The sequence below is a fragment of the Arthrobacter sp. NPDC080031 genome (genome assembly GCF_040702485.1).
GTDB lineage: Bacteria > Actinomycetota > Actinomycetes > Actinomycetales > Micrococcaceae > Arthrobacter.
The window spans coordinates 138405-151693 of record NZ_JBFBLA010000009.1; the positions used below are offsets into that span (position 1 = coordinate 138405).

Annotated in this window: 15 protein-coding genes; 11 read left to right on the top strand and 4 right to left on the bottom strand. The window is 65.2% G+C overall.

The genetic code is table 11. The features are described from left to right. Positions 1-93: 93 nt before the first annotated feature. The 4 genes from AB0323_RS09690 to AB0323_RS09705 all read left to right on the top strand — a co-directional run bounded on the left by AB0323_RS09690 (position 94) and on the right by AB0323_RS09705 (position 3318). Positions 94-903: an alpha/beta hydrolase gene (locus AB0323_RS09690; RefSeq protein WP_364538855.1), complete on the top strand. Its 810-nt coding sequence runs from the start codon at positions 94-96 to the stop codon at positions 901-903. Positions 904-972: 69 nt separating this feature from the next. Further along, entirely contained in the window at positions 973-1941 is a 969-nt protein-coding gene (locus tag AB0323_RS09695; RefSeq protein WP_366177117.1) for a carbohydrate kinase, read from the top strand. Continuing rightward, complete coding sequence (locus AB0323_RS09700; protein WP_366177118.1) at positions 1938-2462, top strand: YbhB/YbcL family Raf kinase inhibitor-like protein; 525 nt, start codon at positions 1938-1940, stop codon at positions 2460-2462. Before AB0323_RS09695 ends, AB0323_RS09700 begins: the two co-directional genes overlap by 4 nt. 46 nt (positions 2463-2508) lie before the next feature. Then, complete coding sequence (locus tag AB0323_RS09705; protein WP_366177119.1) at positions 2509-3318, top strand: HAD family hydrolase; 810 nt, start codon at positions 2509-2511, stop codon at positions 3316-3318. A 48-nt stretch (positions 3319-3366) separates the two neighbouring features. On the opposite strand, the gene AB0323_RS09710 is transcribed toward AB0323_RS09705, so the two are convergent. Next, a complete protein-coding gene (locus tag AB0323_RS09710; protein ID WP_366177120.1) occupies positions 3367-4641 on the bottom strand; it encodes a LuxR C-terminal-related transcriptional regulator in 1275 nt (424 codons plus the stop codon). 139 nt (positions 4642-4780) lie between these two features. Here AB0323_RS09710 and hxlB point away from each other — a divergent pair, with 139 nt between their 5' ends. From hxlB to AB0323_RS09730, 4 genes are all read left to right on the top strand, one after another. Beyond that, entirely contained in the window at positions 4781-5401 is a 621-nt protein-coding gene (gene hxlB, locus AB0323_RS09715) for a 6-phospho-3-hexuloisomerase (protein WP_366177121.1), read from the top strand. A 52-nt stretch (positions 5402-5453) separates the two neighbouring features. Further along, on the top strand, positions 5454-6077 hold the full coding sequence (gene hxlA, locus AB0323_RS09720) for a 3-hexulose-6-phosphate synthase (protein ID WP_366177122.1): 624 nt from the start codon (positions 5454-5456) through the stop codon (positions 6075-6077). A gap of 158 nt (positions 6078-6235) precedes the next feature. Continuing rightward, complete coding sequence (locus AB0323_RS09725; RefSeq protein ID WP_236814027.1) at positions 6236-6505, top strand: hypothetical protein; 270 nt, start codon at positions 6236-6238, stop codon at positions 6503-6505. A 38-nt stretch (positions 6506-6543) separates the two neighbouring features. After that, positions 6544-7329 (top strand): glycerophosphodiester phosphodiesterase family protein, encoded by a 786-nt coding sequence (locus AB0323_RS09730; RefSeq protein ID WP_366177123.1) that lies wholly within the window; start codon positions 6544-6546, stop codon positions 7327-7329. On the opposite strand, the gene AB0323_RS09735 is transcribed toward AB0323_RS09730, so the two are convergent. Further along, positions 7271-8560 carry an RNA polymerase sigma factor gene (locus tag AB0323_RS09735; RefSeq protein WP_366177124.1) on the bottom strand — a complete coding sequence of 430 codons (1290 nt, stop codon included), beginning with the start codon at positions 8558-8560 and terminating at the stop codon, positions 7271-7273. The genes AB0323_RS09730 and AB0323_RS09735 overlap by 59 nt on opposite strands. Positions 8561-8567: 7 nt before the next feature. Beyond that, entirely contained in the window at positions 8568-8918 is a 351-nt protein-coding gene (locus tag AB0323_RS09740) for a YciI family protein (RefSeq protein ID WP_366177125.1), read from the bottom strand. 132 nt (positions 8919-9050) lie between these two features. On the opposite strand from AB0323_RS09740, the gene AB0323_RS09745 reads away from it, so the two are divergent. Together AB0323_RS09745 and AB0323_RS09750 are read left to right on the top strand one after the other, a co-directional pair. Beyond that, a complete protein-coding gene (locus AB0323_RS09745; protein WP_366177126.1) occupies positions 9051-10193 on the top strand; it encodes a glycerate kinase in 1143 nt (380 codons plus the stop codon). 262 nt (positions 10194-10455) lie between these two features. Then, positions 10456-10920 (top strand): GatB/YqeY domain-containing protein, encoded by a 465-nt coding sequence (locus AB0323_RS09750; protein ID WP_366177127.1) that lies wholly within the window; start codon positions 10456-10458, stop codon positions 10918-10920. Positions 10921-10999: 79 nt separating this feature from the next. Here the strand turns inward: AB0323_RS09750 and AB0323_RS09755 are convergent, their stop codons facing one another. Then, the gene (locus tag AB0323_RS09755) at positions 11000-12352 is read right to left on the bottom strand and encodes a solute carrier family 23 protein (protein ID WP_366177128.1); all 1353 of its coding nucleotides are present in this window, start codon (positions 12350-12352) and stop codon (positions 11000-11002) included. Positions 12353-12540: 188 nt separating this feature from the next. On the opposite strand from AB0323_RS09755, the gene AB0323_RS09760 reads away from it, so the two are divergent. Then, positions 12541-13146 (top strand): malonic semialdehyde reductase, encoded by a 606-nt coding sequence (locus tag AB0323_RS09760; RefSeq protein WP_366177129.1) that lies wholly within the window; start codon positions 12541-12543, stop codon positions 13144-13146. Positions 13147-13289 lie beyond the last annotated feature (143 nt).

The following is a 13289-nucleotide window of genomic DNA, read 5'->3' on the forward strand; positions in this document are numbered from 1 at the left end:
ACCGCGGTCCGTTGCCTGTGTCCGCGCGGAAATGGCAACGGCTCCCGCTCCGCGGCGCTCCTCCGCGATAGGCTCGGCACAAAGGAGGACACGATGAAGCGGCACAAGTACTACTACGGCCAGCACTCCAGCCAATGGGGCGAGCTGTTCGTACCAGATTCGCTGCAGCCACACCGCACTCGACCCGACGGCGTGGTGGTGGTGATCCACGGCGGCTATTGGCGCTCCCAGTACGGCGCGGAACTTGGTGAGCCGATTGCCAGGGACCTCGCTGCGCACGGAATAGCTGCCTGGAACCTTGAATACCGGAGGGCGGGAAACGGTGGCGGATGGCCGCATACGTTCGAAGACGTCCTCGATGGGATCGACCATCTGGGCGAGATTGCCGGCAAGCATGAACTCAATCTGAACAAAGTGGTTGCGCTGGGACACTCCGCAGGCGGCCATCTGGCGGTCTGGGCAGCGGGGCGGGATAAGCTCTCCAAAATCGGTGCCCCCGACGCCGACCGGCAGCTCCATCGGCATGACAACGGCGCGGCAGTGCGGCTGACCGGCGTCGTGAGCCAATCCGGACTGCTGAACCTGGCGGACGCCGAGCGGCTCAACCTGAGCAACGGCGCTGTTGACAACCTCATGGGTGGCGACTCGGTGAGATACCCCAAACGGCATATCTATGCGGACCCCATGAGGTCGCTGCCTATCCCCGTTCCGGTCTTCGCGGTCCATGCCGCATCGGACGAGGATGTCCCGTGCAGCCAGTCCGAGGCTTATGTTGCCGCAGCCACCGCTTCCGGGGGAGCGGCCCAGTTCGTCAAGGTACCCGGCGACCATTTCGACCTGATCGACCCCAGGGCCGTTGCGTACAAGAAGTGCCGGGAGTTGGTGCAGCGGCTGCTGGTGTGAGGGATTGCCGACAAAGTCACTGGCTCTCATCGCGAGACGCACGCCAGATCCGCGTGGCAGAGTTGTCCCATGCTGACAGTCATAGGTGAGGCGCTGGTTGATGTCGTCCAGCGTTCTTCGGGAGTCGACGCCCACGTGGGCGGAAGTCCGCTCAACGTTGCCGTGGGTCTGGCCAGGTTGGACCACGCGGTCCAGTTCATTGGCCGCTTCGGCAAGGACGCCTACGGGGAATCGATCGCAGCGCATCTGCGCTCCAGTTCCGTCATGGTTCCGCTGCCGCCGGACGAGCGTCCCACCAGCGTGGCCACCGCCCTGATCGACGACGACGGCGCTGCCAGCTACACCTTCGACCTCGCCTGGGAGCTTCCCGGCCTCGCTGCGCGCCTCCCCTTGATGCTTCAGGGGACATCACTCCTGCACACGGGCTCGATTGCCACCATGTTGGAGCCGGGTGCAGCGGAAGTCCTTGCCGCCGTCGAGCATGCCCATCCGAACGCGACCGTTAGCTTCGATCCCAACTGCCGGCCGAGCATCATCGGGGATCGCGACTATGCGCGCACCCAAGTGGAGCGTTTCGTGGCACTTGCGGACGTGGTCAAGGCATCGGACGAGGACCTCGAGTGGCTCTACCCCGGCGTCGACGTCTTGGAATCGGCCCGGCGCTGGCTGGCCCTGGGTGGCAGTGGGGGACCCGCCGTCGTGGTCGTCACGCGAGGCGCAGACGGCCCCTGGGGCGTCACGGCCAAGGGCGAGGTCCAAGTGGACGCCCCGAAGGTAGAGGTGGCGGACACGGTGGGTGCTGGCGATTCCTTCATGGCCGCGCTGCTCTCCGGGATCGTTGACCGCGGATTGGCAGGGGCCCAAAACCGGGAAGAGCTGCACGCCTTGCCCTCCGAAACGCTTGAAGGGATCCTCAACCATGCGGCGCGCGCCGCGGCAATCACAGTTTCCCGGCCGGGCGCGAATCCGCCCACACGGGCCGAACTCAACGCCTTGGGCGTCCCGGAGTCCGGGACACGCGTCGAAAGGCAGCCATGAGCTACACCGACCTTCCACAAGTCCCATCCTTCAATGTCACCAGCAAGTCGCTCAAAGATGGTGATGTACTCAGCAGCGCGCAGACCAGCAAGCGCTTCGGCGTGGCGGGCGGCAAGGACGAATCCCCCGAATTGAGCTGGAATGGAGCCCCGGCGGGAACCAAGGGCTACGTCGTCACCCTCTTCGACCCCGATGCACCCAAGGCCGGCGGCTATTGGCACTGGGCCGTGGTCAACATACCCGCGGGTACGAACTCCTTGCCGGCCGGCGCCGGCGTTCAGGGCAGCTCGCACTTGCCCGCCGGCGCGTTTCAACTAAAGAACGACGGCGGGTTCCCCGGTTACCTGGGTGCCGCACCTCCGCCTGGGCACGGCCCGCACCGGTACATCGTGGCCGTGCACGCCGTCGACGTCGAAGAGCTGGGTCTCGACGCCGGTACCTCGACGGAAGCGCTCGTCCGCAAGCTGGCAGCCCACACGCTGGCCCGGGCCGTCATCACAGGCCACTTCGAGCGGCGCTAGCTTTGGGGCGAAGTCGACGGCGGCCGCCCCCACGTAGACTGACATAATGCGGCTCGTAGCAAGTGACATTGACGGCACCATCCTCGGCCATGACGGCAAGATCAGCAGCCGCACCATCCGCGCTTTCCATGCCTGCCGTGACGCGGGCATCGAGGTGGTGTTCGTGACAGGGCGGCCGCCGCGCTGGCTCTACCCCCTCCGCGAGCAGATCGGCCACAGCGGTATCGTGATTTGTTCAAATGGGGCAGTCGTGTGGGACCTTGAAGCCGACAAGCTGATTTCGGCAAATGCCTTGAGCATCGGGTCCGTGCTGGAGGCCCGGCGGATCATCAAGCAGCTCCGGCCGGACGCTTTGTTCGCGGCCGAAACCCTGACCGGATTCCATCTCGAACCCGGGTTCATTGAGAACGAAACCAGTGAGCTCCTGGCCGAGTTCACCCCTGCTTGGCTGGACGAGACTCTGACCGGGGACGACGCCGTCGTGAAGTTCCTTGCCGTGACGCGCAGCGGCACCCCGGATGATTTCCTGGCAAAGGTGCAGCCCGCCGTCGCGCACCTCGTGGAAACCACCCACTCGGCGCCGCGGACCGCGCTCCTGGAAATGTCGGCGCCCGGTATCAACAAAGCCGTCACGCTCGCTGAATATGCCGCGTCCCGGGGCATCGACGCCGCTGAGGTAGTCGCTTTCGGCGACATGCCCAACGACGTCGAGATGCTGCGCTGGGCGGGAGACGGTTACGCAATGGCCAGCGGCCATCCGGAGGCGATCAGCGCAGCCGGCCAGCAAGCCCCCCATTTCGACGACGACGGCGTGGCCCAGATCCTCGAGGCAAAGCTCGCTTCCCTGCGGGTTTAGTAGGCCGTGGGTTCCCTGGCCGCGGCGCTGGGCCGCCGCGCTGGGCCGCTAGTTCGGCGCCCGCAGCCCGTGGCTGTGCGCCAAGGCTATTGCTTCTGTTCGTGAACCTACGCCGAGTTTCCTGAAGACATTCCTGACATGGAATTTAACGGTGTTTTCGCTGATATGCAGCGTGGCGGAGATGGCTCGGTTGCGCTGTCCGGCCGCCAGCAGTTGAAGAACTTCCATTTCGCGCTCGGCCAGGCCCCATCCACCGATATCGCCCACGGGCGCTGATGGCGGGTCCAGCGGCATGACCACCTGCACGTCCGCTCCCCAGCCGGCCATGACCTCGATGTTCATTCGGCCGTCCAGCGCTGCCACTCTGCTGTTGAGCCGGGCAATGTTGGGCGAATCCGCGCTCAGTTCACCCAGGCCATCGTCTCGCACATTGATGAGCAGGTTCACGCCGTCGCAGTCCCACTGCACCCGGACGCGCCTCACCGCGGGCTGCTCCACGATGGCCAGTACCAGACCCCGCACGATCGCCCGGGCAGCGTGCGCGACTTCGCCGGGCAAGGCGCGGCCGTTGACGGGCGGTTCGATGAACTGGACGTCGAGTCCGCTGAAGTGCATGAGTGGGCGCAGGTCCTCCCGCAGCCTTTCGAACGCGGTGGCCACAGGCTCTTCCACGAGATCCGAAGTGCGGTCGCTCACCGTCCGCAGATTGACGAGCGAGGTCGCGGCAAGGTCCGTGACGGCCTTGCGGGCCGCGGCGTCCTCGAGGGAGCTTGATCGTAGGGCCGCCAGCATCGTCTCGAGCGTGGTGGAATGCTTGTCCACGAGTTCGGCAGTGACGCGGAGCCGCTCGGCGGACGCCGCCCGGGATTCCAAGAGGTACGACGGCGGCGCGTCCGCCACCTTCTCCCGGATGCGCCGTGCCGTGAGTTGCCACAGGTAGTCAAGCATCCGCAGTGCCGACTCCCGCTCCAGCGGTTCCTCGGGCAGGACCGGCTCCGTCAGGGTCAGCAGCGCATTGGTCCCGGAGGTCAAGGCAAGAACGGGCCGCTGGCTTCCGGCGATGGTCGCTTCTCCCTGCCAGGCCTCGCCCTCGGCAACATGGGAGCGCAACTGGTCAAGTTCAGGAATGGAGACGCGGCTGATGATGGCTTCCGCCCCGGCCTTCTTCTGGGGCCGGCCAGTGCAGTCCTCGGTGAAAATGACCAGCGCGCTGCTGCCCACGTAGGGCAATGCTGCTTCACGAAGCCGCTCGGCGATACTCATCAACGGGGCGTTCGCTAGTGCCGCAATTGCTTCGAGGAGCGTCCACGTGCTGGGAGTCATCCCGCCACTCTAGCGGCTCACGTCTTGCGCATACTACCCAAACGGGTAGCCAACACTGCCCATGCTCAGCGTTACACCTATCCGTTCAATCCAGAACGATTGATTCAAACGGAGGATTCACCTGAGCAGGAGGTTACGCATGACCACCACCGCAGAGACGTTCCAGGCCGCCTCGGATGCCGAGCCAAGCGTGGATGTCGAGCTAAGCCTGGCCCTCGTGGGCAGCGAGATCGCAGAAACGGCCGCTGAAGTGGACCTGGGGCAACTGTCCCGCCTGGCCACGGAAGTCCAGACCGCCGGGAACTCGGCCACAGGAAGGATCTTCGTGGCAGGAGCCGGCCGCAGCGGCCTTGTCCTGCGGATGGCCGCGATGCGGCTGATGCACCTCGGATTCGACGTGCACATCGCGGGGGACACCACGACGCCGGCCATCCGTTCGGGCGACCTCCTGCTGCTTGCCTCGGGCTCCGGGACGACCTCCGGCGTTGTGCGGGCTGCCGAGACGGCCTCCAAAGCCGGCGCCAGGATCGCCGTGTACACCACGAACGCAACCTCCCCGCTCGCGGAACTGGCCGACGTCGTCGTCATCATCCCTGCGGCGCAAAAGACGGACCACGGATCCACACTGTCCCGCCAGTACTCCGGCAGCCTCTTCGAGCAGGTCCTCTTCCTCGCTGCCGAAGCCGTCTTCCAGACCCTTTGGGACAACGACGCAACCCCGGCCGAGGAACTCTGGCTCCGCCACGCCAACCTCGAATAGCCCCTGATTTCCACCGCAACAACACCACAACAAACGACGGAAAGAGAACCCCATGAAGCTGCAAGTCGCCATCGACGTCCTCACCACCGAAGCTGCCCTCGAGATCGCCGGCAAAGTGGCCGAATACGTTGACATCATCGAACTCGGCACCCCGCTCGTGAAAAGCGAAGGTCTTACGGCCGTAACCGCCATCAAGGAAGCCCACCCGGACAAGATCGTGTTCGCCGACCTCAAGACCATGGACGCCGGCGAACTCGAAGCAGACATCGCTTTCAAGGCCGGCGCAGACCTCGTCTCAGTGCTCGGCGGCGCGGACGACTCCACCATCGCCGGTGCAGTCAAGGCGGCCAAGGCACACAACAAGGGCATCGTGGTGGACCTGATCGGAGTCGCGGACAAAGTGACCCGAGCCAAGGAAGCCCGCGCCCTCGGTGCCAAGTTCATCGAGTTCCACGCCGGGCTCGACGAGCAGGCAAAGCCGGGCTACAACCTGGACGTCCTGCTGAGCGCCGGCGAGGAAGCCCGCGTGCAGTTCTCCGTTGCCGGCGGCGTGAACCTGTCCACCATCGGAGCCGTGCAACGCGCAGGAGCCGATGTCGCCGTCGTCGGTGGTTCCATCTACGGCGCAGAAGACCCGGCCCTTGCCGCGAAGCAACTCCGCGCCGCCATCATCTAGCAGCACCTTCAGCCGGGCGGGCCCAACTGACTCGCAGTTAACGTCGTTTTCAGGCCTCAAAACGACAACAATTGCGGGTCAGTTGGGCACGCTCACCTATTACACAGCTTCAGTCCAACTGCCGTTCAACTACTCCCCGTAGGCTCTTGCCGTATTCGATGCCGATCACAGGGGACATGATGGCCAAGAGAAAGACGACGGGGTGGCCCGAGGCCCCCGTTCGCCGCGCAGTGCCGGCTGAACATTGGAAGCAGTTGCGCCGCGGAGACCGGGTGCGAGTCAAGCTTGCCCCCGGGTTTGAGAACCCCGGCCAGGTGGACGCCGTTTCGAGCGACCACAGCGTGGTCTGGGTAAACCTCGACGGCGGTCGCGGCCGCACGCTGGTGCACTGCGGCGACGGCGTGGAGATCGTCCCGCAGGAATCCTGACGAGGTCGCGGGCGGCACGGCCGGGTTACGCTACCCGTGTGAGCTCGCATTTGCCCTTCTTCAGTCGCCCGGACGGACAATCCGCTCCGCTTGCCTTCGCGCACCGCGGGTTCTCGCCGGATGGGCTTGAGAACTCGGCCGCGGCATTCAGGGCCGCGCTTGAGCTTGGCTTCACGCACCTTGAAACCGACGCCCGCACAGCTGCCGACGGCGTGGTGCTCCTCTTTCACGATGACACCCTCGACCGTGTCACAGATGCCCACGGCCCCATCTCCAGCCTCAGCGCTGCCGAGATAGCCAAAGTCCGCATCGGGGGCCGCGAAGCTATTCCCCGCTTGGCAGAGGTCCTCACGGCATTCCCCGAGGCGCGGCTGAACGTCGATGTCAAGGATTGGCATACGGTCAAACCCCTCGCTGGAGTCATCGAACAACTCGATGCCCATGACCGGGTGCTGATCGCGAGCTTTTCCGACCGCAGGCGCCGTGCGGTCCTGCGGCTGCTCCGCCGTCGAACAGCATCGTCAGCGGGAATCGTCTGCAACGCCGCCTTTACACTCATGGGATCGCTTCTTCCGGAGCGCTGGCTTCGGAATATCCTGCACGACGTCGATGCCCTCCAGGTGCCGGTCCGGTACGGCCCCCTGACGGTAGTGACGCCCGGTTTCCTGCGGCGCGCGCATCGGCTTGGGCTCCAGGTTCACGTCTGGACGGTCAACGATTCCGCCGAGATGGCCAGGCTGCTGGACATGGGCGTCGACGGCCTGGTCACGGACCGCGCGGATCGTCTGAAGTCGGTGCTGCAAGTCCGGGGCCAGTGGTGGTGAGCGCCCGGGCGCGCGCCGCCAGGAAGTCTCGCTCGGCGTCGTTGTCCGTGCGCTCCTGCGCGGCCCGGTAGGCGGCGACAGCTTCTGTATTGCGGCCCAGGCGCCGGAGCAGATCGGCCCGCACTGCGTGGAAAAGATAGTAGTTGCCCAGCTCAAGGACGTCGACGGCGGCAAGCCCCGCGGCGGGTCCTTCCACCTCCGCGAGGGCCACGGCCCGGTTCAATGCGACCACCGGCGTCGGCTCCATAGCCAGAAGTTGCCCGTACAACGCCAGGATTTGGCGCCAATCCGTGTCCGCGGGCTGTGCGGCATCGCTGTGCACCGCGTTGATGGCAGCTTGCAATTGGTACGGTCCGGGCTGGTTCCTCTTCAGGCACTGCCGCACCAAGGATTGCCCTTCGGCTATTTGGTCCCGGTCCCAGAGGCCGCGGTCCTCGTCCGCGAGGAGTACCAGGCCGCCGTCGGAAGTTGTCCGTGCTGCGCGACGGGCATTTAGCAGAAGCATGAGGGCCAGGAGCCCTTTGGCTTCGGGCTCGTCAGGCATGAGCTCCATGATGAGCCAGCCCAGGCGCAAAGCCTCGCGGCAGAGGTCTTCGCGCACCAGTCCGGCTCCCGAGCTTGCCGCGTAGCCCTCGTTGAAGACCAAGTAGATGACGGCCAGCACCGACTTCAAGCGCTCGGGCAGTTCGGCCCCGCTCGGCACACGGTAGGGGATGCGGGCGTCGCGGATCTTTCCTTTCGCCCGCACGAGGCGCTGCGCCATGGTTGGCTCAGGCACGAGGAAAGCGTGGGCGATTTCGGCGGTGCCGAGCCCGCCCAGGAGCTTGAGTGTCAGGGCCACTTGCGCGGCCCGGTTGAGTGCGGGGTGGCAGCACGTAAAGATCAGCCGGAGCCGGTCGTCTTCCACGGTGTCCACCTCGATTCCTTCGGTTCCATCCCCATGTTCATTGCCATGTTCATCGCCGTGCAGGTGCGCGGCCTGGGCTAGCTTCTCCCTCCCGGAAGCCTCGCGGCGGAGCCGGTCGATGGCGCGGTTGCGGGCGGTGGTGATGATCCAGCCGGCGGGGCTTGGCGGCAGCCCGGCGTCGGGCCAACGGGCCACGGCCTCCGTGAAGGCGTCCTGGACCGCGTCTTCCGCGGCATCGATGCTGCCCAAAACGCGGACCAGGACCGCTACGGAGCGTCCATACTCTTCGCGGAATATTTGCCCGATCTCCGAAATATGGACCATGGAGAAACTATTCCCGGTAGCCCGCGAACGGCCGGACCTCGATAGGCAGCGTCGTGGCTTGGGCGGCTTTGCGTCCCCAGCCGAGAGCAGCGTCCAGGTCCGGGGCTTCGATCACCCACAGGCCGCCCACATGTTCCTTGGCCTCGGCGAAGGGGCCGTCCGTGGTGAGTACTTCGCCGTCGTTCACACGCACTACCGTGGAGGTGCTGGCCGGGTGCAAGCCGCCCGTGAAAACCCAGGCGCCGGCGTCGCGCATTTCCTGGTTCAGGGCGTCAAGATCGGCCATGATTTTGTTGAGGACTTCAGGTTCCGGGGCGGGGCCGTCGGGCTGGTAGATGCTGAGCAGATAGCGTGACATGACTGTTCCTCCTTGGGATGTGGCGCCGGCACCTTGCCTGCGTCTCACCCCCTATACGAACGGCGTGAGCTGTTTTCGACATCTCCACGTACGAATCTGCGAAAAGCTTAGCCCCGCTGGCAGGATGGGAGCATGCGTATCCTGATTGCCCCGGACAAGTTCAAAGGTTCCCTCACCGCAGCAGAAGCAGCGTCGGCGATGGCCGAAGGGGCATTGCGCGTCTATCCGGATGCCGTGGTGACGCAGTTTCCCATCGCCGACGGTGGCGAAGGAACACTGGAAGCAGCCGTGGCGGCAGGCTACGAAGAACGGATCAATGCCGTCGTAGGCCCCATTCTCAAGCCGGTGGGCGCCGCATGGGCCATCCGGCAAAATGCTTTCGGCGGAGCCACCGCGGTGATCGAAACAGCACAAGCGTCCGGACTGGCACACATGGAGCCGACGCCGGAAAACGCCTTGCGCGCCCACAGTTACGGTTGCGGCCAGCTCATCGCCGCGGCCCTCGACGCCGGAGCAACCGAGATTGTGCTCGGCCTGGGCGGATCCGCGATGTCCGACGGCGGCAGCGGGGCCCTGCGTGCGCTCGGACTGAAGCCCCTCGACGCGGCAGGAAATGTGGTTCCGCTCGGCGGTGGCTCGCTCGCCGACGTCGTGTCCCTCGACGTTTCCGGGCTTGATCCGCGCCTGACCGCAGCGAGGTTCCGGATCGCTGTCGACGTCCAGAACCCCCTCTTTGGCAGCGACGGCGCTGCGCATGTGTTCGGCCCGCAGAAGGGTGCGGACGAAGACGCGGTGGAACTGCTCGACGCCGGCCTGCGCAACTGGGCATCCCTGCTGCGGGAAGCGGGCGGACAGGACGTCAACGTTCCCGGCGCAGGGGCGGCCGGCGGATTCCCGGCGTCGTTCCTGGCCTTCACCCAGGCGACGCTGGAAGGCGGGTTCGCCCTCGTAGCGGGACTGACAGGGCTTCCCGAGCAGCTCGGCGGCGCGGACTTGGTGATCACGGGCGAAGGATCCATGGACTCGCAGTCGCTGACCGGCAAGGCACCCATCGCCCTTGCGGATTCGGCACACGGCCAGGGCATTCCGGTGATTGTCGTAGCCGGCAGGATCATGGTGACCCCCGAGGAACTAGCCGGCCACGGCGTGGTGGCCGCGGCGCAGCTCCTCGACGTCGCACAGCGTCGCGATGGAGTGCCCGATGCAGCTGATGCCGTAGCGAACGCGGCCAAGTACCTTGCATGGGCCACGAGCCAGGTGCTGGAAGGGGTCTAAGCTCCGGTCCAAGCGGGACATGCCCTCCGTTGGGTGCCAGGAATGGACATAGTGCGAATATGCCCAATCCTGAGTACCAGGAGGGGGCATGCCCGTGTTGGATTGTGGTTACCCGGTGTCACCGGGCAGATAATTAACGTACAAAGCATGGCTCTGACTTCTGCCATGCACTCACGATGCGACGACCCCCGCCCGGGACGCCGTCACCGCCTGCCGGGCTGGCAGCCGGCCAGCACGGCACCATCGAATCGAGGAGCACACCATGTCCACCTTGAAAGAGCGGCTGCACGCAGACGTCGTCAGCCACATGAAGGATGGCAACCGCATCGCCCTGAACGCCACACGCAACGTCCTCAGCGAGATTGACACCCGTGAGAAAGCCGGCCAGACGCCGATCCAGCTGGACGACGCCCAGATCACGACCATGTTGCAGAAGGAGGCTTCCGAATATCACGAGGCCGCCAGGCTTTACGAGGAGGCCGGAGAGTCCGAGCGTGCCGCCACGGAGATCGCCGATGCCGAGGTAATCGAGGCCTATCTGCCGGAACCACTGACCGCCGAGGAAGTTGAATCCATCGTTGACGAGGTCATCGCCTCGCTCAAGGCCGACGGCGTGGAGTTGTCCCTTATGCACATGGGTTATGTCATGAAGCCGGTCACCGAAAAGATCGGCGGCCGCTTCGACGGCAAGGCGGTCAGCGAGATTGTTCGCCGGCGCCTGTCTTAACTAGGTGTGTTCGGCTAGGTGTGTTCGGCGGGGAGGGCTGCCCTCCCTGCCGAACACATGAATTCCCCGGGGAGGGACGCTACCGCTTCTTCCCGCTCCTCTTAGCGGCCGCATTCATCGCTGCCTTTGCCGCCGGCGGCAGCCCCGCCGTCTCCATCTCGGGCTCGGCAACCGTCCCGCGCCAACGGGCCAGGCCCTTCATGCCGTGGTAGACCGCCAAGGCAGCGGCCGAGCCCAGTGCGATACCCGTGAACTTCAGTTCGCCGATGGTCCACGTGTAGTCGGCGATCCCGATAATCAATGCGACGGCTGCCGTGGTCAGGTTGATGGGGTTGGAGAAGTTGACCTTGTTCTGCACCCAGATCTTTACGCCCAGGACGCCGATCATCCCGTAGAGCATGGTTGCGGCACCGCCCAGCACGCCGGCGGGAACTGTAGCAATCAGTTCGCCGAACTTGGGCGAGAAACTCAGCAGAATGGCGAAGGTCCCGGCAACCCAGTAGGCCGCCGTCGAGTAGACCTTCGTGGCTGCCATGACGCCGATATTCTCGGCGTAGGTGGTGGTCCCGGAACCGCCGCCGAATCCGGCGAGGACCGTCGCGACGCCGTCGGCCATCAACGCGCGGCCGGAAACGTCGTCGAGGTTCCGTCCGGTCATCGCAGCCACGGACTTCACGTGCCCCACGTTTTCGGCCACGAGCACCAAGACAACCGGCACGAACAAGCCCACGACGCCGAGGTGGAATTCCGGCGTCTGGAAGTGCGGCAGCCCGATCCATGAGGCCGAGTCCATCTTGGAGTAGTCCACTTCGCCGCGCGTCATGGCGGTGAAGTAGCCAACCACCACGCCCACGAGGATGCTCAGGCGGCCCAGAATGCCGCGGAAGAGGACGCTCACCAGGATGATCGTCACCAGCGTCACGAGGGCGGTGACCGGGGCCTTGTCGAAGTTCGCCTTTGCTGCCGGAGCCAAGTTCAGGCCGATCAGGGCGACGATCGCGCCCGTGACGATAGGCGGCATGGTCCGGTTGATCCACTCAGCGCCGAACTTGTGCACCACCGCGCCGACAAGGGCAAGTACGACGCCGGCAAGCACCACTCCGCCGAGCGCGCCGGGAACGCCGAACTGCTGCTGGGACGCCAGGATGGGGGCGATGAAGGCAAAGCTCGAACCAAGGTAGCTGGGTACGCGGCCCTTGGTGATGACCAGGAACAACAGGGTGCCGATGCCGGAAAAGAGCAGTGTGGTGGCCGGCGGCATGCCCGTGATGATGGGCACCAGGAAGGTAGCTCCGAACATCGCGACGACGTGCTGCATGCCGACGCCGATGGTCAACGGCCACGCGAGCCGCTCCTCGGGTGCCACCACGTGTCCGGGCCGGATCGTCTTGCCGTTGCCGTGCAGCTTCCATTTGGTTCCGAGCATGCTCATCTACGGGAGCCTTCCCTGAAAGTTGTGATTGTCCGGGTGCAACCTTACCGCCCGGACGGCCTGCTGATTCCGCTGTGTGGAACGTCACGTGGCTTCACGGGAAGAGGCGCGGCGAAGTTGAAGTTGCAAGCATGGAAAGCATAAGCGCCCGGCCATCCATGGCTGCGGGCACAGCGAAAGGTACGCGAATGACGATCGCCCACGAAGAAGCAGTGATTGACGCCGCAGCAGTCGACGCCATCTTTGCCGAAGCCCGCACTGCCAACTCGTTTGCCGGCGAGGTCTCCGAGGAGCAGGCACAGGCCATCTACGAACTGACCAAGTACGGCCCGACGGCGTTCAACTCCCAGCCGTTGCGCGTCACCTACGTCCGTTCGGACGGGGCCCGCGCCAAGCTCGTCGAGACACTCTCCCCGGGCAACAAGGCCAAGACCGCTTCCGCCCCATTGGTCGCAGTGCTTTCCTACGACACCGCCTGGCACGAGCAGTGGGACAAGTTCCTCCCGGTCTACTCCGCACCGAAGGCCATGTACGACGCCAACCCCGAATTCACTGCAACTACGGGCAACAACAACGCCCACCTGCAGGCCGGCTACTTCATCCTCGCCGTCCGCTCCCTCGGCTTCGCTGCCGGCCCCATGACCGGTGCCGACTTTGCTGCGATCGACGCCGAGTTCTTCCCGGCCGGTGACCAGAAGAGCTTCCTCGTGGTCAACATCGGCCAGCCAGGTCCGGACGCTTTCGGCGATGCCAAGCCGAAGTTCGCCTACGAAGACGTCGTCCGCACCGTCTAACCCCCGCTCACTTTGACGTCCAAGCGCGAACGCCCGCTCACTCTTGTGAGCGGGCGTTCGCGCTTGGGGGGACATATGTGAGCGGGCGTGTTCCCCGACCGACGCTCGCTCACCTTTGGCTCCTTTTCCGCCAACGCTCGCTC

Bases quoted from the DNA above. Each gene is read 5' to 3' on its own strand.
- AB0323_RS09705 (WP_366177119.1), top strand. From the start codon at position 2,509: ATGCGGCTCGTAGCAAGTGACATTGACGGCACCATCCTCGGCCATGAC.
- AB0323_RS09745 (WP_366177126.1), top strand. From the start codon at position 9,051: ATGCGTATCCTGATTGCCCCGGACAAGTTCAAAGGTTCCCTCACCGCA.
- AB0323_RS09735 (WP_366177124.1), bottom strand. From the start codon at position 8,560: ATGGTCCATATTTCGGAGATCGGGCAAATATTCCGCGAAGAGTATGGA.
- AB0323_RS09755 (WP_366177128.1), bottom strand. From the start codon at position 12,352: ATGAGCATGCTCGGAACCAAATGGAAGCTGCACGGCAACGGCAAGACG.
- AB0323_RS09690 (WP_364538855.1), top strand. From the start codon at position 94: ATGAAGCGGCACAAGTACTACTACGGCCAGCACTCCAGCCAATGGGGC.
- AB0323_RS09750 (WP_366177127.1), top strand. From the start codon at position 10,456: ATGTCCACCTTGAAAGAGCGGCTGCACGCAGACGTCGTCAGCCACATG.
- AB0323_RS09700 (WP_366177118.1), top strand. From the start codon at position 1,938: ATGAGCTACACCGACCTTCCACAAGTCCCATCCTTCAATGTCACCAGC.
- hxlA (WP_366177122.1), top strand. From the start codon at position 5,454: ATGAAGCTGCAAGTCGCCATCGACGTCCTCACCACCGAAGCTGCCCTC.
- AB0323_RS09725 (WP_236814027.1), top strand. From the start codon at position 6,236: ATGCCGATCACAGGGGACATGATGGCCAAGAGAAAGACGACGGGGTGG.
- AB0323_RS09695 (WP_366177117.1), top strand. From the start codon at position 973: ATGCTGACAGTCATAGGTGAGGCGCTGGTTGATGTCGTCCAGCGTTCT.
- AB0323_RS09710 (WP_366177120.1), bottom strand. From the start codon at position 4,641: ATGACTCCCAGCACGTGGACGCTCCTCGAAGCAATTGCGGCACTAGCG.
- hxlB (WP_366177121.1), top strand. From the start codon at position 4,781: ATGACCACCACCGCAGAGACGTTCCAGGCCGCCTCGGATGCCGAGCCA.
- AB0323_RS09740 (WP_366177125.1), bottom strand. From the start codon at position 8,918: ATGTCACGCTATCTGCTCAGCATCTACCAGCCCGACGGCCCCGCCCCG.
- AB0323_RS09760 (WP_366177129.1), top strand. From the start codon at position 12,541: ATGACGATCGCCCACGAAGAAGCAGTGATTGACGCCGCAGCAGTCGAC.